The sequence below is a fragment of the Paenibacillus sp. F4 genome, assembly GCF_002894905.1.
In the GTDB taxonomy this organism is placed as follows: Bacteria; Bacillota; Bacilli; order Paenibacillales; family Paenibacillaceae; genus Paenibacillus; species Paenibacillus polymyxa_B.
This window is the reverse complement of sequence record NZ_POVS01000017.1, coordinates 350,312-372,629: the sequence shown is the minus strand read 5'-3', so window position 1 is coordinate 372,629 and position 22,318 is coordinate 350,312. Positions and strand designations below refer to the sequence as shown.

Below are 22,318 nucleotides of genomic sequence, written 5' to 3'. Positions count from 1 at the left end.
AGCAATAAAACGATGTAGTTGAAGTTGCTTGCTTTTTTGAATAGCTATCCAATCTTTTGAACAAATATATATCTTAATTCATATTTTTTCTGTTGTTTTTCTGCATATATCAGAGTTTCTCTTATGGAACCCGTTTCTAATATATTCAAATCATTAAAATGTTCTTTTAAATCTTCTTCAGTAAAGAAGTGAGCATATTTCCCTTCCTTGTATTCATATGTTCCTTCTTCAATTTCCCTACCCACACCATTATTAAAATCACAATTAGAAAAACATGTGAAATACATTACTCCCAATTCCTTCAAATGCTTCACGCAATTCTGTATCAGTCTTTTTCGGTCTTCTAACAAAAATAAATGCAATAAATCATAACAATATATTCCATCATACCTTTGGCATGTACTAAACTCTAATACCGATTCTTGAATAAAATTCGTTTTTAAGTCCCATTCTTTTGCTAGATCTATAGCTGAACTAGATATCTCAATTCCATCAACCTGAAAATAAGAAGAGAACGCCTTCGTATTTCTTCCATATCCAGCACCAGGAACCAAAATATCATGTACATTATTCTTTTTGAACAAATCTATAGCTTGGGTTACAGTTTGACTTGGTTCACAACCCCAAATCATCCCTTCTTCAGTAAATCTTTTGTTCCAATAATCCCCCATATGATTCACCCGCCTATATACTCACATAGCTTTTCTTTTAAGTTCATCAATCTGTCTGATATGATGTTGATCATGCCGGATAAAATCTCTTAAATATGATATTACAGTAAACTTCCCGTTAGCATATTCTTTAGTAAACTTATCGTCTTCAAAACCCTCTATACTCTCCAATATCATGTTACGGTACTGAATAGTCATTTTAATTAATTCTTCTTTCGTTTTTGTTTTTCCATATTCAATAGCATCCCGATTAAATTGTTCAAAATCCATATGTGTTAATGTCAAAGGTGTATTGTTTAATATCGGATTTATTGCTGCATCAAAAAAGTATTTATCCCACAGCAGTATATGACTTACGATATCCTGAACTGACCATTTACCTTCAGCAATCGTTATTTGCCAATCCATTTCACGAATCTCAGAAACAAAACGAATCCATTCCTTGAACTCCTCTAGTAACTGCGACTTCTCATTCATGGTATCACGCTCCTTTTTTCAAATTATTCATTATCCTTTGCCATTCATCTGCTAAAATCGCATGTTGATATGCATTATGCCAAATGGGTTGTCCTTCTTTTCGCATCAACAAGCGCTCCAATAATCTTAACGATGAAGCATTTTCTGGATTACACATCGCAATAATCCGATGAGCCTTTAACTCTTCAAATCCATATTGCAATACTCTTCTACTTGCCTCAGTAGCATATCCATTTCCATAGTATCTTGGGTTGAATATGTATCCATTTCCCATGTTAAAAACTCAAAGGGTACGGTTTGATTAAAGTAAATGTGTCCTATCATTTTATTGTTTTCTCTTAATAATTATCACCTCAGATACGTTTATTTAGCCTCTGCCTGAATTACTTTTAACGATCATTTAATCCCTCTCCATTGAGAATTTTCTGCATACATTTTTCAACCTTTGACTCCCGAGTTTTAGATCGTTTGGGTGCACTCAGAATCCGTAAGGAGCCGCTGCTTGGATATGATGTTAGGCGATACCCTTGATTTCTTTTGAGTTCCTTAAAATAGTCTTATTACTACTGTATTTTAACTTCTCAAATCGACAACCATCGTGATTGATGAATCAACTTTCCCAACTTCTTTAAATCCGAATCTCTCGTAGAGTTTCATTGCCGCTGCATTGCTCGGATCAACACTGAGGGATAATTTTTTTATATTCCTCTTCCTAGCTTCTTTAAATAATTCATCCATTAAGGCCATTCCGATTTTTCTTCCCCTGTATTCTTTTAACAAAGCCATTCCTAGTTCGGGTACATCATTATCAATAAATCCAAATCCCTTATTATCCTCGTTAAAATATCGAACTGTTATTGATCCGACGGGTTCACCCTCATGGTTCATTGCTATAAATCCAAAATCCCCATCTCTTCCCCAACCTTCAATATACTTTGATATATAAGGGTCTTTTATTATCGCTTTATCGAATGGCTCTTGACCTTCTGGGACAAATAATGATTCATATAACATCTCCCATAAAAAAAACACATCATCTTCTATTATTGGTCGGATTCTGTATTGCATCATTGAAGTTACCTCATTTCTAGATTCTCAAAGATTTCGCATAACGTTTCTGTATTCATGAGCCCCGTCAGGGGTTGTCTGATGAAATTCCTCTTCGAAATCCAACTCACAGACCTAGGCTCCATTGGAGCGGCAGCTTGAATGTTATGTTGTCAGATGTCAGTGCCTTCCACGATTTACTCAACGTCAATTTTTGTTTAAATCCTTTGTCAGTATTATTTCCAGAGGTTCATTCTCAAGCATTAAACATCCAGCATCTCTATATCCAAGCTTTCTATAAAAATGTTGAGCTTCTTCATTTGAAAGTGTTGAGGTCATAACCATTTCAAATTCTTTTTGTTTCATTAATTCCTCCCAATAGTGGACAACTTTTTTACCAATACCTGTTCCTCTATACTCCTCATCTATCCATATCATATTCATAAATGGTGTGTTGTCCCAGAAAAATCCGTATCTCATCCAACCTATTTCTTGATTGGAATCTCTGATTATTAGAATTTCATTTTCTTTTATTTTTGGTCTTATCAGTGTCTTATGTATGTGCTTGTCTCTTAACGAGATATACTCATAATCTGATTCAATCGCAAAATCAATCTTCATTGTAAATCCTCCCTTTCACTCTTCTCATTAAATATCTTCTTGGTAACACTTAGCACTGATGTCTCATAACGTTTGTACATTACATAAGTTTATAAAGTCTTTTTAAAAATGTATAAGTCACCTTCTTCTCTAACTTTAGTAAACCCACACTTTGAATAGAAGTGATGATTCTTGACACTCCAGCTAGGAGTATCCAGCCACCATTCAGTGCTGTCTGGAAATTTACCTTCAATTTTCTCCATCACTTTCGTTCCGATTCCTTGATTTTTAAAATTTGGATCAATAAAGATTCTTCCTAGATTATGCACTTGATTACATTCTACGAATATCATTGCTCCCCCGATTATTTCTCCATTAAAGAGTACCTTGAAATATTCGCAATTTTGCATCATCTCTTCTTGCCAGCTTATGGAGTCATATCCTATTGGCCCAACGGTTTCGTTATTATTAAAATGCTTTGACTCATCCTAAAACTGGCCTTTTGTATTTCAGCAAGCTTTGTGCATCATTTTTTCTAGCTTTTTCTAATGTCAGCACCATACATACCTCCATTGTCTTTTTATTTTTTCTGGGGTTGTCTGCTGAAATCCCTCTTCGAACTCCATCCCAACAGGCCAAAGCTCCATGAGGATTCGATGCTTGAATATTATGTTATCAGAAGTTACCGAACTTCTTCACTATGCATTCAAAATCAATCTGCAAATTTTTTTATCAGCGAATTTTCTAATATGGTCTTTTTTCATTTTGTAGTTTAATTATTAGTTCATATGCATCTCTTTCACTTTTCTGAGCTTTTAATGACTCTTCTTCTGTTATTTCTATTTCTATCATTTGAACCACTATTCCACCAGCATCAAAAATAATGAATATTCTCCCATCTCTTCGAATTATATTAATCCCATTCTTGGCAAGAGTATATCCATAAAGTGACCTCCAGTTCTTTCGTGTTCTTTATACTATAGCTTTTAGTACTTTTGAGATCTTATTATTATGTTTTAGTAATTCAAGAATTTCTGATAACGTTTGTGTATAAAGCCTCTAAATTAGAGGCTCATATGGACGATGTTCGTTCGTGTCCCTCGACACCACGGTTCAGCAAATTCCAAAATTGTTCAACCATGACCGATGCCGGATATGGCATCGAACGGGTAATCCACCATTCCACTACCCCCACTGCCGCTGAAATTAAAAATTGCACCGTAATGTCCCTGTTCATTTCCTGATCGAGGTTGATCGAATCCAGATGCTCGCTCAGACTTTGCCGAAACATTGTCTCCATTTGGTTCCGAAAAATCGTACTTCCCTTGTTCGTCAGCATTCTAGAATAGAATGAAGCATGCTGCTCCAAATATTCAAACGTACGCAGTAATGCGGTTTTGGAAGGGAGATGAAAGAAGTTATCTTCAGACATACAATTGCGTAGTAACTCGTTAATTTGAGCTTCCATGCATTGATCGCGCAGATCATACTTGTCAGCGAAATGCAAATAAACCGTTCCGCGATTGACATTCGCTTCCTCCGCAATTTGATTGATCGTAATTCTCTCGAATTCCTTTTCTGACATCAGCCTCATAAAAGCATCAATAATGGCTTGCCTCGATTTTTGAATACGCCTGTCCATATCCTTCTCCCCTTTGTACCATCCGAAAAAATGTCACTTCGAAGTCCTCTGTTGAAAAATCAACAACCAAGCTTGTTTTAACCATTGAACCCCATATACCGCTCTGATACATTCACTTTATAAAATTTATGTTGATGATTCAACATATGTTCAATTTTAGAGGAGCCATAATCATGAGAGCTATTGATTTACAATCTTTGGAATGATTTAAATCACATTGAATTAGGAGGGTTTAAAAATTGAAACTTACAGGAAACACGATTTTTATTACAGGCGGCGGTTCGGGAATTGGACGTGCGTTAGCAGAAGCTCTCCACAATCTTGGAAACAAAGTTATTATCTCCGGTCGACGTAAAGAGCGTCTGGAGGAGACGATCAAAGCGAATCCCGGCATGTCCGCAGTGGAATTGAATGTACAAGATCCTGCCAGCATAAAGGCGGTTGCCAAGCAGTTAATCGAAGAATACCCGGATGTTAATGTCTTGGTTAACAACGCCGGCATCATACAATCCGATGACGCGGCGGGTGTGATCGATGAGGATGTTTTGGTTTCGACTGTCACTACAAACTTGCTAGGTCCAATTCGCTTGACTTCTGCATTCATCGAGCATTTGAAGTCCAAAGAAGAAGCGGTTGTCATCAACACGACTTCAATACTTGGATTTGTACCGTTAGCGACAACTGCTGTATACTCCGCGACGAAGGCAGCACTTCATACCTATACGCTGTCCCAAAGGTACATGCTTAAAGACACATCGGTAAAAGTAATAGAAATTGTACCCCCATGGGTTCAAAGCAACAACGATGAACTACGGGCGATGCCACTTTCTTCATTCATTGATGCAACAATAAAGATACTTGGCACGGATACAGACGAAGTTCTGGTGGAAGAAGCGAAAATGTTTCGAAATAACCCTGGCCCGAACGAAGGTGTTTTTGTGACTCAGCTTAACGATACGATGAATTCTGAACCTCCAAAGATTCATTGATCCACCTGTGATTCAATTTTCAAAAGTTTAGGCGAACATGAAGTAGACACTCAGCTCTATCTACTTCATGTTCATTTTATTGCAACTTGCTCGTGAAGTAAGAAAAAGCGCCAAGCGGTCACACCCATGTTTAACCTCTTAAATAATTTCGTTGATTTCACATAGCGTTTGGGTATTCCTGAAGTTCAAGCAGCTTAAGGTGACCATTGGGAATGGTCGTCCGAATTAGCCGGTTGAATGTGTCCGGTGAATTCGCTCCTCCGAAATGCCTCTTCCAGACCAAGGGTTGGGCATGTCCCGACCGCTGCGTTGAATGCGATGTTAGATGATGTCACCCACTTCTTAGAGTTGCATTCAAAGTAATTATTATTCTTGTTTCCATTTATGTGTTTCGAGTAGTTTTCCAGTTTCATAATAATACTTTATTACTTCAAGCATAGGAATTAATTCTATACAAATGTTATCGCAATAATTGCCTAACTGACCACCAGCAATCAGAAGAATTTCACTGTTTCCCTGTTTATCATTCATAAGAGTATATATATTACCATCAATTGTAATAGACACTATGAAATATTCCGGTCCGCCTCCAACTAATGCTGAATCTGTGTCTGATACCTCAAAAAAGACTAATGTAAATTTATCTCCATCGAGTTTTCTTAAAAATCTTAAAGTGTCTCCCCATGTAGGATTCATAACTATTTCTTCATTGAATGTGGTCCCATTCCATTCATCAATACTAATAGATTTTATCATTTTTTCTTTGCATCCTTTTTAGATGGTTTTATTTATTTGGGTGCTTTCATCTAACGTTTCTGTATTCATGAACCCGTAGAGTTGTCTGCTGAAATGCCTCCCCGAAATTCATCTCGCAGACCAAGGCTCCGTCAGGAGCCGCTGCTTGAATATTATGTTATACGACGGAAGCACCTCTTCAATTAACCAATCTTCATTCTTTGCCCAATCTCTTATTGCTCCGCTATATGTTCCAATAAATCTCCTGGTTGACAACCTAAAGCTGTACATAATTTATCAATTACTTTTAATGACACATATTCATTCGTATTGAGCTTCGCCATTGTAGCAGATGAAATCCCCGTCATTTTCAATAAATCCTGCTTCTTAATCTCCCTGTCGATCAATAGTTTTTGAAAAGGCTTATAACTAATCATCCTATATTCCTCTCACACATGAAGTGGATTTTTCTTTAATTATATGAAAGTATTTTTCCTTTATTAAAAACATCTTCAATATCTATTGACTTAATTGTTCAATGTGATGAAATTAAATTCAACAAACTAAACTTTTATTCGTAAAATTAAATTAATTGGAAGGTGTTCAATTATGCCAAATTCTTTAGAAGTCTTACTTGATTCACTGATTCATACTCGAATCGAATCTTTATATGGCAAACATATCAAAAACAACTCCAGTTACAATCAGTTCTCATCCGAACGTAATCTTTACTTCAAGCAATTACACGAACTATTACCAGAAGAAATGCATAAGACCCTATTCCTTTATGATGATGCAGACCTTTCCGTTCAAGTCATTTTAGAACGCGAAATCTATTTGCAAGGTTTTAAAGACGCTCTTCACCTACATAACGAATTACATACATCTTTAGATTGAGAGCCTATTGGCTCTTTTTCATTTGATGCTGTCGTATAACGTTTCTGTATTCATGAACCCCGTCAGGAGTTGTCTGCTGAAATACATCTTCGAAATCCATCCAGCAGACCAAGGGTCCTTCAGGAACCGCCGCTTGAATACTATGTTATATGATGGAAATGCTTACGAGGTTGCTTACTAATCTGCTTTTCACTTCACTTATCTAATTTTTTCTTTGATTCATCTTTTCTCATGTGTTATCATATTCTTAAATAAAGACCAAGTGCGTCAACACTTGGTCAGTACAATTGGCTTGGATGGCTTATCCCTTCTTAAAGCTTTCGGAATAAAAACCCACCTTTGGCGGTCAACCTTGGGGTGGGTTTTTACTTTCTCTTGTTGTTATTGATGTGGATTGTCAACACTAAACTAGACAATTTTTTTGTGGTGCCTCTGCTTGAACTCAGCCGGACTCAAGTAATCCAGAGAACCGTGAATCCGAATATGGTTAAACCAGTGTACATAGTCATGTAATTCTGTGGTTAGCTCAGCAAGACTTTCAAAATGACGTTTCTTCACAAACTCCGTTTTGAAAATTTTAAAAGTAGTTTCCGCAACGGCATTGTCATAGGGACAGCCTTTCATGCTCAAAGAACGCTCAATCTGAAAAGCCTCCAGCGCAGCGTCGATGAGCTTATTCTTGAATTCATTGCTTCGGTCGGTATGGAAGAGCTGAATGTCATTCAGGTTGCCCTTAACGGAAGCCAAAGCACGGTAAACCAGCTTGGCATCCTTGTGGGGGCCTGCACTGTAGCCGATATTCTCGCGGTTAAACAGATCTACAAAGAAGCATACGTAGTTCCAATATGAACCCACTCGGACGTACGTCAGATCACTTACGACGACAGATAACTCCTGCTCTTGTTCAAATTTCCGGTCCAGTACATTCGCTTGCTTGGCTTCATTGCATCTCGTGGGATGAGGCTTTTACTGAGCGACCGTATACGAGGAAACCAACCCGTATTCCTTCATGATTCGTCCAATTCTCCGCCTGGATACCGTAAAGCCTTGCTGGTTCAACGCTTTTTTGATCTTAAGCGTACCGTAGTTTTGACGGCTGCTTTGAAAAATGTCCATAATCAGCCTGTTTCAACTCGTCTTCGTCCTCCTATTTCAAGTGCAATTGGATTACTACAAAATGGAAGTGGGAAGATACATCAATACCCTCCCACACGATTTCCCCTCTTCAATCCAATAACTTCTCTTTATACAATCGCCTCATAGGCGACGATTTCGCATGCTTGAATCTCATCTCCGGCCGCCACAGATTCACGTATTTTTTGACCATGTCCTGCGAGGTATGGCCCAAAATATCCTGCAGGCTGTAAGGATCACCTTCATTCATAATATACAGCTTGGCAAAGGTATGCTGGAGCGGGCTAGAGCGTACGTCCTTAATCCCTGCTGCTTCCCCATACTTGCGAATAGAAGCTTGAACAGATCGTACCCCGAGCGAATGTCCATCCAATGTGACGAAAAAGTGCAATGATGGTACTTCTCCTCTGGCTTTGACATACCGAATCAGCAACTTACGGACATCGTCACAAAATGGAATATCCCGCGGCTTCCGACTCTTCCCGATGACCCCGAGCAACTGGCTTTCCTTCACATCGACCTGGTTCATTTTAAGCTTGGTCAGTTCACCAACTCGCAGACCACAATCCAAAATCAAGGACAGCATGACGAAATCACGGAAGCCGATGAAGGTCTGCTGATCAGGTTGCTGAAGCAGTGCAATAACCTGCTCCTCTGAGAATGAAGCTATTGTTGGCCGGTGGCCTTTGCGCAACTTCAAATGCTCAGCAGGATTATGCGCAATCCAGCCTTCATCCGATAGGAACTGAAAGAATCGTTTTATGGCTTTGATCCGGTTATTGATCGTATTGAGCTTGTATCCCTTTTTTTCGACCATCACCATAATGAATTGATTCCTCAGAAAATCCGTTGAAACCTCAAGTAGTAACCATCAGTATATATATCTATTGTATTCATACAATTTGGCAATTCACTTCTTATCTTCTTCACATTATTCTCGATATTGACCGAATTCAGGATTAATTCTTTAGACCAAGGAATTTTCCTATACTTACTCAATTCTCTGCACAATCATTTTCATTCCACAGTTTTATATCTTCCAACAACTTAGAATAATTCACTTTTGTATAATCTGTTACATCTACTTCATATAACTTCCCTAGTTTAAACGTGTCATATCCTCTTGTTGTACATCTTTTTATAAATTCTTCATAAGTCAATAAATGATCTGCTTTACCTCTATCGGCCAAATACCGCCCTTTTTTATATGAAGTTACAATATGGCTTAAATGCCTTGACGGATCCAAATCCCGCTTTTTTTGTCGTTCAAACAAAATATCTAAATCTCCAATTAATCGAATAGTCAGAACCTTATAACCATATTCTTCTACCAATTTCTGAATATTGGGTTTTTGCTTCTGACTAAAAGGATAATCAGATATGATATTTTTTTCTCCTTTCATTTGTTTCTCCATTAATTCATAATATTTTACCCATGCTATCTTCTCTACCTCTTGCTTTTCTTCCAGATTATTGTAACCATACAAATCAGAATAGTATTCTTTCAGACTATCCTGAGAAAGCATATGAAATGGACCTAAAGAATTTATCAAGATATTGCTCAGATAAGTTTTTCCTGTACCTGGTAAACCCGCTAATAAGATCAAAACCCTATCCATCCCTATCACCTCATTAAAAAAGAGCACAAGGAATTCTTGTACTCTTCTTATTATTCTGCTTCATTATCCCTTATGAAAAAGACTAACACACTTTTGTAATTATTTTACTGTATTGAGATGACCCTCTTTATTCATAAAGATTCCTATTTTGTGTTTTACAACTTCTTTCACTGCCTCATTACATGGGATGATATTATGACGTAATGATTTATTTACTTTTGTTTCTCTAAATGTTTCCTTCGCTGTTTGTGTCCATGTTACTAACAACTCAGTACCAACATTGAATTTACGAATCCCATTATCAATTAATTCATGAATATCCTTTTCGTTTACACCTGTCCCCCCATGGATAACTAGAGGTACATCGACTACCGCATTGATTTCTTTTAATAGTGGTATATTTACTTCTGTTTTGGATTTATATTGACCGTGATTAGTACCGATTGCGATTGCTAAAGCATCTACTCCTGTTGCTCTAACAAAATCTACGGCATCTTTGGGATCTGTATAGCTCTTCTTATCTTCATCTACATGGATCCCTTCTTCAGTACCGCCAATAGTTCCTAATTCACCCTCTACTGAAACACCATGTTTATGAGCATAGTTTACTACCGCTCTTGTCTTCATAATATTCTCTTTAAAAGGTAAATGAGAACCATCGAACATTACGGATGTATATCCTTTGTGAATTGCCTCTTTAATATCATCAAAGTCTCTTGCATGGTCCAAATGCAACACTACATCTACCATTTCTGTTGTAGCCATAGACTTGCATACGGCAACGAAATTTTCATGACCTATATATTTCGCTGTATCAATACTTGTTTGAATAATAATGGGTGCCCCTTGCTCTTTTGCCGCACGTATCATATCAGGTAACATCTCTAAATTATGTGCGTTAAATGCACCGACAGTATAATTTAATTCTTCAGCTCTTAGTGCTGCTTCTTTTAATGTAATATACATAAAATCATATCCCTCCTGAGAATTCTTTATATTTTGCTACCTTATCGCACACCACGTGTAACATCTTTAGAAACCTGCATCATTTGATCCATCTTCTTTAAATAGATCTGTAATGATTCTTCATCATTTACTTTTGCTGCTTCCGCACGTTTCTTGTTATAAAGTTTTAATAAAGTCTTATAACCTTCTCCAACTGATTTTTTTGCTTGAAGACTTTTTTCAAATGCATCGATCGCATCATCCTCTTCACCAAGCTCATGAAATGCTAAGCCGATCTCTTCATAAACTTTTGCTTGTTCCTCTCCAGCTATTTGATTTACTTCTTCCTTCTTCAAGGAAATAGTACGTAATAATTCTTCCTTACGTTCTTCTGTTAATACCACTTCTGCTGCCGCTTCTTTTTTCGGTTCTTTATTCTTCTTCTTACCAAATCCAAACATGATGCAAACCTCCCACTACCTCTTTCTTAAAAAGGTCCACTTAAATTCCTAAAATGCTTTTAGAATTGGACCAATGATCCATGCATATAGTAAAGCGGCTGTTACGGTATCTACATCTGTCGCTGTTGCATTGACAAATCCCATATTATTGAAAATGGTAACTAACAGTGCCGGTAACAGCGTAATGAAGAAGCCATGTACAATACCTCCAATAATTGCTCCGCGACGTCCACCCGTTAAGTTACCAAAGATCCCGGCAGTACCACCCGCGAAGAAGTTTGTTAGTATACCTGGCAAGATCATAGCCCAACCAAAGACAGGCAATACAAACATGGCAATAATTGAACCTATCGTAGTTGTGATGAACCCTACAATTACTGCATTAGGGCTATATGGAAACAGTACTGGACAATCCAACGCAGGTACCGCATTTGGAACCAGGCGCATTGCGATCCCTCTAAATGCCGGAACAATTTCACCCAGCAATAAGCGAACCCCGGCTAATAAGACATATACCCCTACTACGAATTGAATAGACTGTATAAACGCAAACATGATATAGTTGGTATTTCCCGATAAGGTAGAACCAAACTCTGGACCTGCAAACGCTGCCGTAATGATATAAAGCGGAACCATCAATACCATCAATGATAAATACGTATCTTGTAAAAATTCTAATTGCGTTGGTAATTTCAAATCTTCAACTGATTTTTTGTTTTCACCCTTTTCACCAAATAGTTTCGCTACACCCGCTTCAAATACATATCCAACCGTACAAAAATGTCCCAGAGCAATTTCATCCATACCCGTAATCTTACGAACAAACGGTTGTGCAATCGCCGGCATAGCTACGGCAAAAATCCCCCCAATGAAACCGCCTACCAAAATCAATGCGGCGCCGCGCAAACCTGCGAAATATCCAAACACCGTTGTCATCGTTGACATCCAAAGAATCGCCTGACCCGTTAAAAAGATATACTTCCATTTCGTAAACCGAGCAATTAAAATATTGAATACAAAGATAGCCAAAAATGTTAATGCAATATCCCGACCTAAGCCTAAGTCATTCATTGCTTGACCGTTAATTGCTTCAATCGAAGGAATAATCCCTTGCATATGGAACCCTTCTGTGAAAATCTTTCCAAAATAAGTCAAACTATTGACAATAATACTAGAACCCGCCGACAACACCATAAACCCTAACAACGTCTTTAACGAACCTGAAATCACTTGTCCTAATGACTTCTTTTGCAAAATCAATCCTAACATGGCAATCAACGCAACGGTGATTGATGCTTGTGTCAAGATATTCTGGATAATAAAGTTTACTACTCCCATTTTCTCCCTCCTTATTTCCAGAATGGATTAAGCCAAAGCGCCCTTTTCCTGTAATACCGGGGTGATTTTTTCTTCAATTTCTTGTTTGGATACAATATTTTTCAAATAAATAATTGTCGTTTGTTTGGGATCAATTGAGAATTTCTCAAATTGAGTTTGGAAATTTTGTGCAGTCATAATGATATCCGGCTTATTTGATACTGCGGACGAGATATCACTATGATCCAGTTTCGCATCAACACCCAGCTTCCTTAGAACATCCTCAGCCGCCATTTGACACGCAAAGCTGCTTCCCAAGCCTGCTCCACATACAAATAAGATATTTACTTTTTTCATACTGCTCTCCCCTTAATTTAAATCGTTTGGTTTCTACTCATCCTATCTTGAAATCTGTCTTATTGAATCTTCTGCTCGCTTTGTATATCCTGAATTGGGGGATTCCCGTGTAATGCCTCATTAAAAGCCCTCATATCTTTTGCAACAATTAACTTATTTAATTTTTCTGTATCGTCAATTAACTCAACCAGACTTTTCATAATTCTTATATGCGAATGTGAATTTACTGCAGCTAAGCAAAAGACAATTTTTACAGGATCGTTATCCGGATGGCCAAAATGAACTGGCTCCTTCAACGTCATGACACTGATGCCTAATTTATTGACTCCGTCTTCTGGCCGTGCATGTGCTAACGCTAGATGCTTTCCCACAACAATATATGGCCCAAATTCTTCAACAGACTTAATCATTGCGGTTATATATCGCCCTTCGATGACCTCCTCTTGTAATAGAGGCATTGCAACCTTCGTTATCACCTCCTTCCAGTCTTGCCCTTCCTGATTTAGTAAAATGTTAGAATCCGTTAAAACATCCTGTAGCATCGGCTGTATCTCCCTTGTATTAATTTTTAAATGATGTTGTTTGAAAGTTTCTTCTACTTTCTCATAGCTTTCCTGTGTGATCGTACCGCCGCTGTCAACGATCAATGCCAGAACATCCTGGATAAGCTTCGTGGCATCCAATTTATTGGAAATCGTTCTTCTTTTATTTTGGTGTTCAAATAAGAACGCTTTTACTTCCTTCTTATCACTTTCCATTAAAATAGGGTTTAGTAATAAAATCGGCTTTTTAGGGTACTCAATGGGAATTGAAGTAAAGATCAGATCTACATCCAACTTGTCAATAAAAGCTAATTCATACGAGCTTAAAACGGCTACAATCTCGATATTGAACTGCCTTTTTAAATTGGAAGCTAATAGTTTTCCGGTTGAAATTCCATGATTACAAACGACAACCGCCTGATAAACATCTTGTTCTTCTTGGTTCATCCGGCTTGCTGAAGTGGAAAAATACACGGTTAGGAAGCCAATCTCATCTTCCGATAATGCTTTCTTGGTATAATCCTCTATTCGCTTGCTGAAGCAGGCTACTGCGTTATAAATTACTGCATAAGTTTCTTTAATCGTGTCTTTCAATGGATTAAATACCTGTAAATCGTTCTTGGTTCTACTTAACAATCCGGTGATATGCTTATACAAACCTTCATATAAATCTTCTTCTTCCTGAGAAAAAGGAATCCCCGTTACTTTCTCTACATGTTCTATTAATTGAATCGCTAACAATTGTGCTGCAACCCAATCAAATGAACTATTCATATCTTTTGGTTTCAACGATTCAATGGTGAATGTAATATATTTAATTTCATTTAACGAAGGATATAATGAAAAATCGGCACAAATCGAATCCACAAAATTTCTTACCGGGCCTTCTTTTATCTCTGCCCGTGCCTTTGTTAATTCACTAACGGTATTTCCTTCTTGTACACGTCTTCCCCATATAGCTACAAACAAAGTGATCTGGTTACGGTACACATGATTAGTCTCCACATTAGACTTTTTCAATAATTCATCATAATGTTTCCCAAGTGTTTGCAATACTTTTCGATCCAAATAATCCAGTACAAATTTACTTACGGTATCTGTATACCGCATCAGTTGATCAATATCTGTCATACTATTAATAACCTCAAACAGCATAGACCGTATGGACCGCTCATCCCCTTGCAATACAATGCCTTGCTTCGTCAAGCTTTCGACGGAAATCCCATATTGATTTAAATATTGACGAAGTTTACGCATATCTTCATCCAACGTACTTTTAGATACCTGCAACTTCCCTTCCATTTCATAAAGCAACGTGGTTTTTGTAGTATCTGTAATATCCAACAGCAAGGCAAGAAAACGTTCATCCGGTCGATAATAATCCTTTTCCTTATTGTCACCGACTTGCGCCAGTAACTTTTTCGTTTCTTTATCAGGCAGAACCAATTTCATTCCTTCGCCTCTTGAAGTAGTAACAACTGGATAATTATTTTCAGCCAAATATTCATTAATCAGCACCAATTCGTTTCGTAAAGTACGTTCACTGATACGAAATTCTTTGCTCAAATCCTCAAAAGTTAATGGCGTACTTACTCTTAAAAATCTTGCAAATATTCGTCGTGTCCGTTCCTTCATAAAATGTAACCCCTTTCTTAATTTCATTATAGTTATTTAAATTTAATAAGTTTAGTACAGCTTTTTGCAACTTTAATTCGCAAGAATGTAAGCGCTACAGAGCTGGTGGATATCATACGAAAAAAAAAGATTAACCTTAAACGTGTGTACCGGTTAATGAAGCTGAAGGGGTCAAAAAGCGTATTTAAGAGCGCTATTCTTGACCCTTTATGACAAATCCATTGTCTCCTATGTATTCGGGCGTTCCAAATAACAAGCTTCTTGTGTTCCAGACCTTGAAATTAGCTTTACTAGAAGCTTCGGGAAGTAAACCTATGCTTCATAGTGACCGAGGCTATCAATACACTTCGCTGGCTTTCATCGATAATAGCCCTATGGAATCGTTTTGGGGAACTTTAAAATGAGAGGTATTATTTAGATACTTATCCTACCTTTGAGGAGCTTGAAAGAGACATTAGGACCTACTCCACTTTTACAATTATGAACGGTTGCAAGCAAAACAAAACGGCCTCAGTCCAAAGAAATTCAGGACCAAGGCCGCTTAATGGCTCAAAACCATAATTAGTGGTTGACGAAGTAGAAAAGCAAGTAGAACGAGGATGAAAATGGAAAAACAGTTACCTCTGAAGTAGGACTTTATTATTATGTAATAAAATACTAGCGGCTCTAAATTGGATTTTATTTGAACCAACGTTGTATGAAATCATCATATTATCGGTTCATTCCTTCTCTGAAATTTCTAGATCATTATGGTTTGCTGATATTTCCTATAACGTTCTTGTATTCACGAACCCTCACTGGCTTAAGCGCGCTTGCGCGGGTCGTCAGACTTAGCCAGTGCAGGGTTGTCTGCTGGACTCGCTTCACCGAAATTCCTCTGCCGGACCGAGGGCCGGATGGCCCGATACGTGAATATTGTGTTAGATGATGCCAGTGCCTTCATCGATTTGCTTACACAATTGTTTCCAATATCCCCATGCCTGTATATATTCAGTCAAGTCATTTGGATGATGCCGTACACTAAGTCCTATTCGACAATAAAGATGTATCAGTGTTTCCTCAATTAATCTGGTTCTCTCAACATTACCTTGTTCAAGTAAATCCGATGCGGCAAACAAAGTATCAGTATTAATATCATCAGGTGAAGAACAAAATGCATATAAAAAATCATATATGATTGGCCCCACCATCGGTGACGGATCAATCACACCAATTAGTGTTGAATCATTAAAAACAAAATTATGAACGCCTGTATCCCCATGCAATAAATACTTATTTCCTTGCTTTGAATCATCATTAAATAGTTTTTTTGACATTAATTTTACGTATTGATAGTCTTCTGGCGATAATACATTCTTCAGATTTATTCTTGCTTCTTCAATGCTAATTTCATTAAATTCCTTCCATGTTTCTCGTGGGAATTCTATTCTTCCCCATGTATTTTTCCCCTGATGTTCAACATATTGGTTGAGCAGTTCTTTTACTAGGATTCTCATCCAATTTCTTTTTTTACCACGATTAAAATGAGTTATACCATCAATGAATGTATAAACAAAATATGACTTATCTTGGGCTGATAAAAGAATTTTAGGTAATAATACTGAATGCGTATAGGTATGAAGCAAATGTTCAACTAATTCAATCTGGATTGGAGTATCAGACTTCAAAATGTACTTAATTCCCTGCTTTGATTCTAATCTTAAAACTATTCCAGAAGTTGTTCCTGATAGTCTTTGAAAACTTACAATTTCATCATTTATATGGTGCTGTTGAAACAATCTATTAATCGTTTCGATATTATGTTCAATCATTATATATCTCTACTCCTTACTTAAGATCTTGTATTGGTTTCATCTAACGTTCCTGTATTCACGAACCTAGCGAATGCTAGGTTGTCCGGCTCCTGCCGGACCAAGGATGAATGTCCGATGCGTGAATATTATGTTAGCTGATACCATTTTATTTATTGAATTAACTAAGCTTCCTTAAACTTCTTTAAGTCAATATGTAAGTCTGTTAGTATCTTTTCCATTGCAATTATTATTTCACTTATGAATTCTTTGCATATATATATTTTGTTTCTTTCCGTTTCGAAAATACTCTTCCCCAATCTATTAATTGATTTTCTCAAATCTATGGTTCGAGAAAATAGTTCAACATCTCCGCCACAATGAACTATGCAATTTCTAACAAGAGCACAGTTCTTTATTGTTTTCCATTCATCAGTAGTTTCCGGAAAATTACTCTGAATAACTTTTTTCATATAATTTTTCGCTCTTTCAATACCAGCCCCTTTTAAATCAGCAACTGAAATTACAATGTTTTTTTGTTGTTTATAGTAATCACAAATTAATGCAAGTTGGTTCTCAAAGAATGCATACAATGAAACAAGTAGCGAGTTTCTTAATATTTGAGGAAATTCATCTGAATATTTATTATTAAGCAATAACCAATTTAGAAAGTTTTCTTCTCTCACATTGTTTTTCTTCAATTCATGTTTTAAATTTTCTAATTGATTTTCAGTCAATTTACAATACATCTTGAAATTATTCAGCTCTTTCTCAAAGCTATAATTATAAACTTTCATGTACTCACCTCTTATTTAATGGTTTCAGCTAACGTTCTTGTATTCACGAACCCGAGAGCCCTTAAGTGAGCAACGCGAACGGGTCGTCAGACTTAGGCTCGCAGGGTTGATTGCCTGAGTCCGCTTCCTGGCTTCTTATCTTCCGGCAATCCCAGGGCCGTATGGCCCGCCGCGTGAATAACGTGTTATATAAAGTCGGTGCTTCCCTGAATTCCCATCAGAATTATTCTTTATTCCAATCTCTATATATAAATCCTTCCAATACTCTTTCTACTGGTACCCATCCCTTATAAACTGGTTTGGTCCATCCCGGGGCCCCTTTCAAGTTTTCAATTTCCAAGTAGTTTTCAATTCTTACTTTATCCCATGCATGAACAACTTTCCCAGCTCCAATACAAAGAGCAACATGTCCCCAGTTCTTTACTTCCCCATTAATCACGCCGTTTGCATCATAAAATACAAAAGCTCCTTTGGGTGGTTCGGATGTATTCCGCCATGCTTCATAAATCTCCGCTGATTCTGCGGCATAGTCTCCACCAAAAACCTCAATATTATTGCTTCGTTCGAGTGCATCTTCAACAAAAGCTAAACAAATAAGACAATAGTCCGGACTACCTTCTTGAGCGACTGCCCAAGTAATAGCATTATCAATAATCTGATTTACATTTAAATTCATTGCTTTTCTCCTTTGTTCGCCCGTTTTAAATTCCCATATTCTTAATCCCTAGGTACAACTTCTTGAATAGCTTGTAAAACTAATGCACCATTACCTCTAAATATTGGTAATGTAATGGTAAGAATGCTTTTATTTGTTTTCCCCGATTTCATATAACGTTCCTGTATTCATGAACCCCGAAGGGGTTGTCTGCTAAAATCCCTCTTCGAAAATCCTTCCCGCAGACCAAGGCTCCGCGAGGAGCCGCAGCTTGAATATTATGTTATACGATGGAATCACTTCTACGATTAACCAACATTCATTCTTGATTCTAATCTGTCATTGTTCTGCTATATGTTCCAATAAATCTCCTGGCTGACAACCTAAAGCCGCACATAATTTATCAATCACTTCTAATGACACATATTCGTTTGTATTGAGTTTCGCCATTGTAGCAGACGAAATACCCGTCATTTTCAATAAATCCTGCTTCTTAATCTCCCTGTCGATCAATAATTTTTGAAAAGGTTTATAACTAATCATCTGATATTCCTTTCACACATCAAGTGAATTTTTCTTTAATTATATGAAAGTATATTTTCTTTATCAAAAACATCTTCAACATGTATTGACTTATATCTTCGTTATGATAAAATTATGTTTAATAAGTTGAACTTTTATTCATAAAATCAAATACATTGGATGGTGTTCAAAATGCATAATTCTTTAGAAGTCTTACTTGATTCACTGATTCATACTCGAATTGAATCTTTATATGGTGAGCTTATCAAAAACAACTCCAGCTACAACCAGTTCTCATCCGAACGGAATCTCTACTTCAAGCAGTTACATGAAGGAGTACCGGAGAATATACAGAAGACCCTATTCCTTTACGATGATGCTGAGCTTTCTGTTCAAGCTATTTTAGAACGTGAAATTTATTTGCAAGGTTTTAAGGACGCTCTTCACCTGCATAACGAATTACATATATCTTTAGATTGAGAGCCTTCTGGCTCTTTTTCATTTTAATTCTGTCGTATAACGTTCTTGTATTCACGACACCTGACGTATGCCAGGTGTGTCCGGCTGCCTCTGCTTCTCTGAAATCCCTCTGCCGGACCGAGGGCGTATGCCCGATGCGTGAATATTATGTTATACGGAGTCATCTTCTTCTCGAGAAACACAAACTAATGTCCATGCATTTCTTGAAAAGACATTATCAATGGCTATGATATTCATTAAGTTATATATCTCCATTGGTTTAGAGTATAATTCCATAAATTTATTAACGGTAACAGGCAAAAAATTTCTGGTTGATCCATGCCACGACCACATATCTCTATTTTTAAATTCTTTCATGATATTCAATTTGGTTTCATAGATAAATCTATATGGATCACCTCTCCATTCTTCTGGAAGATGAGATAATATTTCATTCAGTCCGGCAGCAATCCAAATCAGGGCTTGCTGCTCATTACTTTCTTTGTTGTTCCATAACATTTCAGCTGTTCGATTAAAACCGACTACTGTATCCCAATCAGCACCTAAAATGCCTCGATCATTTAGTTTCTTTGTTCTATATTCAACTTCATTGGTTGGCCACCAATCTATTATTTCAGTTCCAATATTAAGATTAGGATTTAACTGTGGTTTTATTTAAATTTTTTTAAAACTTTGTTCGTCAATAGATCTATAGCTATACTCTTCAATAAAGTGCTTCCAGTATGAATAGACTTCTTTCCATGAAAAATCATTAGAATTCATATTTGGTCTCCTCTTATGTAAGATGATTTCGTATAACGTTCCCGTATTCACGACGCCCAGCGAATGCTGGGTGTGTCCGGCTGCCCCCGCTTCCCCGAAATCCTCCTGCCGGACCGAGGGCGTATGCCCGATGCGTGAATATAATGTTATCTGATGTCAGCCCTCCTTAGAGCCACTAACTCACTTATTTTGAGCTTCTTCAGTAATTTTAAAGTTTTCTTGCTTTGATAACGAAGGTTACAGGAAACATCTTCGCTCTTTTTACGAAATCATTATTTTCATCGTGCAATTGTATGATTTCATTCTCGGTTTCTTCAATCATTTGTTCAATAACAAACCCTGCTTTCGCCAACGCATTTATATAGGTTGATAGTTTACGGTCAGATAAGGTTAGCGCGCCTTGACAAAAATCAGGAGATACCGAATACCAAGATTCATCGAAATAACACTTGTTAAAAGCAAATCTATTATTTTCTTCAACAACACATTTGTGTATAGGATGAGACCAACTGAAAATAAAAACGCAGTCTTTTTTTAAATAAGAAGCAATTCGACAAAAAGTGCCTTCTAGGTCGGTTGTCCAGCCTATGGTGTAAATCGAATAAACAAAGTCAAAATAATCTACAGGTATGTCACATTCTTCTTCCATGGGAGAACAGATCAATTTTGCCGAAAGACCACACGCCGTCAAATGTTGTTTTGCCTTCTCAATTTGTTTTTCTGATATATCCATCCCCCATAGTTCAGATGCTTTGCGATCCCCCTGATATTGCAAGGATTGACCATTTCCACAGCCTATCTCTAACATCTTTTTTCCTGAGACATCGCCAAAAAGTTGGCATTTTTCTTCTGAGACAAATGCTCCATAAAAAGGAAGTACGATTGCTCCTAAAAAGTCATTTCCTTTTGTATCCCAATAGAAGCTGTTTGTTTCATAAACACTATGCTTGTTCATCCTGTGACCTCCTCTAATATAAATTTTGTTCGCTGCTCAGGTGTTTACCTATTAGTCATTTATTAGGTTTAGTTAATTTATCTGAAATAAAGTAAGCAGCAATAAATGAAAGAATAAAATTAGTTGTAACATTATCTGGTGTCCATCCAAAGGTGTTCACCTCATTACTTAAGTGTCTATGATTTAGCTGATTTCAGATAACGTTTCTATATTCATGAACCCCAACGGGGTTGTCTGCTGAAATGCCTCTCCGAAATTCACCGCAGACCAAGGCTCCATTAGAGCCGCAGCTTGAATATTATGTTATCATATTTCAGCGTCTTCCTTGAATTACTTACAACAATCATTTTTTGTTTTTAATCACCAAACTGATAGTCTTGTCCTTGTATCATTTTCATCAGTTATATATTCCAGAGATTTATATCCCTTTCTCTTTATGTGATCATATAAGTCCTCAAGTTTTTCAAGGTCTTTGCAGTAAACTGTTATGTACACACTATCAATCACAAGAAGAATAATCTGACACTCACTCGCAATATATTCTTCATATGACATTACATCTATTATATTTGCTCCTTTTGGATACGCCTTTAAATTCGCAAATATTAAGTAGTACTTGTTGTAATCAATAATCTTTTTAAGATCTTCTCCATCCATTCCAGTAACCATGTCTGGAAAGAGATTACCCCCTAAAGTATCATCAACAATAAAATATGACTCTTCTCCACCAATAAACCAACTGAAAGTAGTTATATCTATTGGCTTTAAAATCTCTCCAAGATGGCTTCCATAAGAATTTGGAATTTCAAAACTTATGCCTCTATTCATTTATTCACCCACTTCACGCTGATTTCTGATAACGTTCCCGTATTCACGACTCAGCGTATGCTGAGTGTCCGACGCATGTCGGACCAAAAGCGAATGCTCACAGCGTGAATATTATGTTATATGCTGCCTGTGCTCTTCCAATTTCTCTTAATCTTATTTGATCTTTTCCTTCTTTAATTCTATGCTTTCTTTCTGTCTTTCTCCAATGATTTTTTAGTTCTTCCTCGATTGTTTAGCTCTTCCTCAATCTTTTTCAAATTTCCTTTGGTTTAAAATGCTTTCCAAACTCCCTTTCTTCATTCGTCTGATCGGAAACGACTCCGTGCTTCCTATTTCAAATCTGGACTTCATGCCTTAATCGTTCTTATCTCTGTAAATCGTTCTGATTTTTTAAATGTTTTTAATCTTAAACAAAAAACGCCGATAGGGAACTCGGCGCTTTGCAATCTTATTCTTTCCCT

At 37.1% G+C, this 22,318-nt stretch carries 25 protein-coding genes and 2 pseudogenes; 3 read left to right on the top strand and 24 right to left on the bottom strand.

Annotated elements, in window-relative coordinates:
• Positions 1-44 precede the first annotated feature (44 nt).
• The 7 genes and pseudogenes from C1T21_RS20395 to C1T21_RS20365 form a co-directional block, all read right to left on the bottom strand.
• Positions 45-671 carry a class I SAM-dependent methyltransferase gene (locus C1T21_RS20395; RefSeq protein ID WP_103049529.1) on the bottom strand — a complete coding sequence of 209 codons (627 nt, stop codon included), beginning with the start codon at positions 669-671 and terminating at the stop codon, positions 45-47.
• Positions 672-692: 21 nt separating this feature from the next.
• Positions 693-1,148, bottom strand: coding sequence for a DinB family protein (locus tag C1T21_RS20390; protein ID WP_103049528.1), 456 nt, complete (start codon positions 1,146-1,148; stop codon positions 693-695).
• A gap of 4 nt (positions 1,149-1,152) precedes the next feature.
• Entirely contained in the window at positions 1,153-1,422 is a 270-nt protein-coding gene (locus tag C1T21_RS20385; RefSeq protein WP_219727875.1) for a GNAT family N-acetyltransferase, read from the bottom strand.
• Positions 1,423-1,721: 299 nt separating this feature from the next.
• A complete protein-coding gene (locus C1T21_RS20380) occupies positions 1,722-2,219 on the bottom strand; it encodes a GNAT family N-acetyltransferase (RefSeq protein ID WP_023989595.1) in 498 nt (165 codons plus the stop codon).
• A 183-nt stretch (positions 2,220-2,402) separates the two neighbouring features.
• Positions 2,403-2,816, bottom strand: a complete 414-nt coding sequence (locus C1T21_RS20375) for a GNAT family N-acetyltransferase (protein ID WP_103049527.1) — start codon at positions 2,814-2,816, stop codon at positions 2,403-2,405.
• A gap of 89 nt (positions 2,817-2,905) precedes the next feature.
• A pseudogene (locus C1T21_RS20370) lies at positions 2,906-3,353 on the bottom strand (GNAT family N-acetyltransferase).
• Positions 3,354-3,867: 514 nt separating this feature from the next.
• The gene (locus tag C1T21_RS20365) at positions 3,868-4,437 is read right to left on the bottom strand and encodes a TetR/AcrR family transcriptional regulator (protein WP_103049526.1); all 570 of its coding nucleotides are present in this window, start codon (positions 4,435-4,437) and stop codon (positions 3,868-3,870) included.
• 239 nt (positions 4,438-4,676) lie between these two features.
• Here C1T21_RS20365 and C1T21_RS20360 point away from each other — a divergent pair, with 239 nt between their 5' ends.
• Positions 4,677-5,426: an SDR family oxidoreductase gene (locus C1T21_RS20360; RefSeq protein WP_103049525.1), complete on the top strand. Its 750-nt coding sequence runs from the start codon at positions 4,677-4,679 to the stop codon at positions 5,424-5,426.
• 366 nt (positions 5,427-5,792) lie between these two features.
• On the opposite strand, the gene C1T21_RS20355 is transcribed toward C1T21_RS20360, so the two are convergent.
• Positions 5,793-6,182 (bottom strand): hypothetical protein, encoded by a 390-nt coding sequence (locus C1T21_RS20355; RefSeq protein ID WP_103049524.1) that lies wholly within the window; start codon positions 6,180-6,182, stop codon positions 5,793-5,795.
• A 212-nt stretch (positions 6,183-6,394) separates the two neighbouring features.
• Positions 6,395-6,598 carry a helix-turn-helix domain-containing protein gene (locus C1T21_RS20350; protein ID WP_103049523.1) on the bottom strand — a complete coding sequence of 68 codons (204 nt, stop codon included), beginning with the start codon at positions 6,596-6,598 and terminating at the stop codon, positions 6,395-6,397.
• Positions 6,599-6,770: 172 nt separating this feature from the next.
• Between C1T21_RS20350 and C1T21_RS20345 the strand changes: the two genes are divergently transcribed.
• Positions 6,771-7,058: a hypothetical protein gene (locus C1T21_RS20345; protein ID WP_103049522.1), complete on the top strand. Its 288-nt coding sequence runs from the start codon at positions 6,771-6,773 to the stop codon at positions 7,056-7,058.
• Between the two features lie 408 nt (positions 7,059-7,466).
• Here the strand turns inward: C1T21_RS20345 and C1T21_RS20340 are convergent.
• The 12 genes and pseudogenes from C1T21_RS20340 to C1T21_RS20280 form a co-directional block, all read right to left on the bottom strand.
• Positions 7,467-8,177 (bottom strand): annotated as a pseudogene (locus tag C1T21_RS20340) (IS3 family transposase); the annotation flags it as partial.
• 106 nt (positions 8,178-8,283) lie between these two features.
• Positions 8,284-9,015, bottom strand: coding sequence for a tyrosine-type recombinase/integrase (locus C1T21_RS20330; protein WP_103049519.1), 732 nt, complete (start codon positions 9,013-9,015; stop codon positions 8,284-8,286).
• Positions 9,016-9,187: 172 nt separating this feature from the next.
• On the bottom strand, positions 9,188-9,811 hold the full coding sequence (locus tag C1T21_RS20325) for a P-loop nucleotide/nucleoside kinase family protein (protein ID WP_103049518.1): 624 nt from the start codon (positions 9,809-9,811) through the stop codon (positions 9,188-9,190).
• Between the two features lie 99 nt (positions 9,812-9,910).
• Positions 9,911-10,777, bottom strand: a complete 867-nt coding sequence (locus tag C1T21_RS20320; protein ID WP_068501709.1) for a class II fructose-bisphosphate aldolase — start codon at positions 10,775-10,777, stop codon at positions 9,911-9,913.
• Between the two features lie 41 nt (positions 10,778-10,818).
• Positions 10,819-11,217: a hypothetical protein gene (locus tag C1T21_RS20315; RefSeq protein WP_103049517.1), complete on the bottom strand. Its 399-nt coding sequence runs from the start codon at positions 11,215-11,217 to the stop codon at positions 10,819-10,821.
• A gap of 48 nt (positions 11,218-11,265) precedes the next feature.
• Positions 11,266-12,555 (bottom strand): PTS sugar transporter subunit IIC, encoded by a 1,290-nt coding sequence (locus C1T21_RS20310; RefSeq protein WP_068501703.1) that lies wholly within the window; start codon positions 12,553-12,555, stop codon positions 11,266-11,268.
• 27 nt (positions 12,556-12,582) lie between these two features.
• Positions 12,583-12,891 carry a PTS sugar transporter subunit IIB gene (locus C1T21_RS20305; RefSeq protein WP_068501702.1) on the bottom strand — a complete coding sequence of 103 codons (309 nt, stop codon included), beginning with the start codon at positions 12,889-12,891 and terminating at the stop codon, positions 12,583-12,585.
• 59 nt (positions 12,892-12,950) lie between these two features.
• Positions 12,951-15,068, bottom strand: a complete 2,118-nt coding sequence (locus tag C1T21_RS20300) for a BglG family transcription antiterminator (RefSeq protein ID WP_103049516.1) — start codon at positions 15,066-15,068, stop codon at positions 12,951-12,953.
• A 920-nt stretch (positions 15,069-15,988) separates the two neighbouring features.
• On the bottom strand, positions 15,989-16,879 hold the full coding sequence (locus C1T21_RS20295; RefSeq protein ID WP_103049515.1) for a hypothetical protein: 891 nt from the start codon (positions 16,877-16,879) through the stop codon (positions 15,989-15,991).
• 164 nt (positions 16,880-17,043) lie between these two features.
• Positions 17,044-17,655, bottom strand: a complete 612-nt coding sequence (locus C1T21_RS20290) for a hypothetical protein (protein ID WP_103049514.1) — start codon at positions 17,653-17,655, stop codon at positions 17,044-17,046.
• Between the two features lie 223 nt (positions 17,656-17,878).
• Positions 17,879-18,331 (bottom strand): C40 family peptidase, encoded by a 453-nt coding sequence (locus C1T21_RS20285; protein WP_103049513.1) that lies wholly within the window; start codon positions 18,329-18,331, stop codon positions 17,879-17,881.
• Positions 18,332-18,649: 318 nt separating this feature from the next.
• Positions 18,650-18,853, bottom strand: coding sequence for a helix-turn-helix domain-containing protein (locus C1T21_RS20280; RefSeq protein WP_010345194.1), 204 nt, complete (start codon positions 18,851-18,853; stop codon positions 18,650-18,652).
• 171 nt (positions 18,854-19,024) lie between these two features.
• Between C1T21_RS20280 and C1T21_RS20275 the strand changes: the two genes are divergently transcribed.
• Positions 19,025-19,312: a hypothetical protein gene (locus C1T21_RS20275; RefSeq protein ID WP_103049512.1), complete on the top strand. Its 288-nt coding sequence runs from the start codon at positions 19,025-19,027 to the stop codon at positions 19,310-19,312.
• A gap of 150 nt (positions 19,313-19,462) precedes the next feature.
• Here the strand turns inward: C1T21_RS20275 and C1T21_RS28165 are convergent, their stop codons facing one another.
• The 3 genes from C1T21_RS28165 to C1T21_RS20260 form a co-directional block, all read right to left on the bottom strand.
• Positions 19,463-19,810, bottom strand: coding sequence for a hypothetical protein (locus C1T21_RS28165; RefSeq protein ID WP_017428279.1), 348 nt, complete (start codon positions 19,808-19,810; stop codon positions 19,463-19,465).
• 472 nt (positions 19,811-20,282) lie between these two features.
• Positions 20,283-21,029, bottom strand: coding sequence for a class I SAM-dependent methyltransferase (locus C1T21_RS20265; protein WP_025721319.1), 747 nt, complete (start codon positions 21,027-21,029; stop codon positions 20,283-20,285).
• 360 nt (positions 21,030-21,389) lie between these two features.
• The gene (locus C1T21_RS20260) at positions 21,390-21,857 is read right to left on the bottom strand and encodes a DUF2691 family protein (RefSeq protein ID WP_028542564.1); all 468 of its coding nucleotides are present in this window, start codon (positions 21,855-21,857) and stop codon (positions 21,390-21,392) included.
• Between the last annotated feature and the right edge of the window lie 461 nt (positions 21,858-22,318).

Bases quoted from the DNA above. Each gene is read 5' to 3' on its own strand.
- C1T21_RS20395 (WP_103049529.1), bottom strand. From the start codon at position 671: ATGGGGGATTATTGGAACAAAAGATTTACTGAAGAAGGGATGATTTGG.
- C1T21_RS20390 (WP_103049528.1), bottom strand. From the start codon at position 1,148: ATGAATGAGAAGTCGCAGTTACTAGAGGAGTTCAAGGAATGGATTCGT.
- C1T21_RS20385 (WP_219727875.1), bottom strand. From the start codon at position 1,422: ATGGGAAATGGATACATATTCAACCCAAGATACTATGGAAATGGATAT.
- C1T21_RS20380 (WP_023989595.1), bottom strand. From the start codon at position 2,219: ATGATGCAATACAGAATCCGACCAATAATAGAAGATGATGTGTTTTTT.
- C1T21_RS20375 (WP_103049527.1), bottom strand. From the start codon at position 2,816: ATGAAGATTGATTTTGCGATTGAATCAGATTATGAGTATATCTCGTTA.
- C1T21_RS20365 (WP_103049526.1), bottom strand. From the start codon at position 4,437: ATGGACAGGCGTATTCAAAAATCGAGGCAAGCCATTATTGATGCTTTT.
- C1T21_RS20355 (WP_103049524.1), bottom strand. From the start codon at position 6,182: ATGATAAAATCTATTAGTATTGATGAATGGAATGGGACCACATTCAAT.
- C1T21_RS20350 (WP_103049523.1), bottom strand. From the start codon at position 6,598: ATGATTAGTTATAAGCCTTTTCAAAAACTATTGATCGACAGGGAGATT.
- C1T21_RS20345 (WP_103049522.1), top strand. From the start codon at position 6,771: ATGCCAAATTCTTTAGAAGTCTTACTTGATTCACTGATTCATACTCGA.
- C1T21_RS20330 (WP_103049519.1), bottom strand. From the start codon at position 9,015: ATGGTGATGGTCGAAAAAAAGGGATACAAGCTCAATACGATCAATAAC.
- C1T21_RS20325 (WP_103049518.1), bottom strand. From the start codon at position 9,811: ATGGATAGGGTTTTGATCTTATTAGCGGGTTTACCAGGTACAGGAAAA.
- C1T21_RS20320 (WP_068501709.1), bottom strand. From the start codon at position 10,777: ATGTATATTACATTAAAAGAAGCAGCACTAAGAGCTGAAGAATTAAAT.
- C1T21_RS20315 (WP_103049517.1), bottom strand. From the start codon at position 11,217: ATGTTTGGATTTGGTAAGAAGAAGAATAAAGAACCGAAAAAAGAAGCG.
- C1T21_RS20310 (WP_068501703.1), bottom strand. From the start codon at position 12,555: ATGGGAGTAGTAAACTTTATTATCCAGAATATCTTGACACAAGCATCA.
- C1T21_RS20305 (WP_068501702.1), bottom strand. From the start codon at position 12,891: ATGAAAAAAGTAAATATCTTATTTGTATGTGGAGCAGGCTTGGGAAGC.
- C1T21_RS20300 (WP_103049516.1), bottom strand. From the start codon at position 15,068: ATGAAGGAACGGACACGACGAATATTTGCAAGATTTTTAAGAGTAAGT.
- C1T21_RS20295 (WP_103049515.1), bottom strand. From the start codon at position 16,879: ATGATTGAACATAATATCGAAACGATTAATAGATTGTTTCAACAGCAC.
- C1T21_RS20290 (WP_103049514.1), bottom strand. From the start codon at position 17,655: ATGAAAGTTTATAATTATAGCTTTGAGAAAGAGCTGAATAATTTCAAG.
- C1T21_RS20285 (WP_103049513.1), bottom strand. From the start codon at position 18,331: ATGAATTTAAATGTAAATCAGATTATTGATAATGCTATTACTTGGGCA.
- C1T21_RS20280 (WP_010345194.1), bottom strand. From the start codon at position 18,853: ATGATTAGTTATAAACCTTTTCAAAAATTATTGATCGACAGGGAGATT.
- C1T21_RS20275 (WP_103049512.1), top strand. From the start codon at position 19,025: ATGCATAATTCTTTAGAAGTCTTACTTGATTCACTGATTCATACTCGA.
- C1T21_RS28165 (WP_017428279.1), bottom strand. From the start codon at position 19,810: ATGTTATGGAACAACAAAGAAAGTAATGAGCAGCAAGCCCTGATTTGG.
- C1T21_RS20265 (WP_025721319.1), bottom strand. From the start codon at position 21,029: ATGAACAAGCATAGTGTTTATGAAACAAACAGCTTCTATTGGGATACA.
- C1T21_RS20260 (WP_028542564.1), bottom strand. From the start codon at position 21,857: ATGAATAGAGGCATAAGTTTTGAAATTCCAAATTCTTATGGAAGCCAT.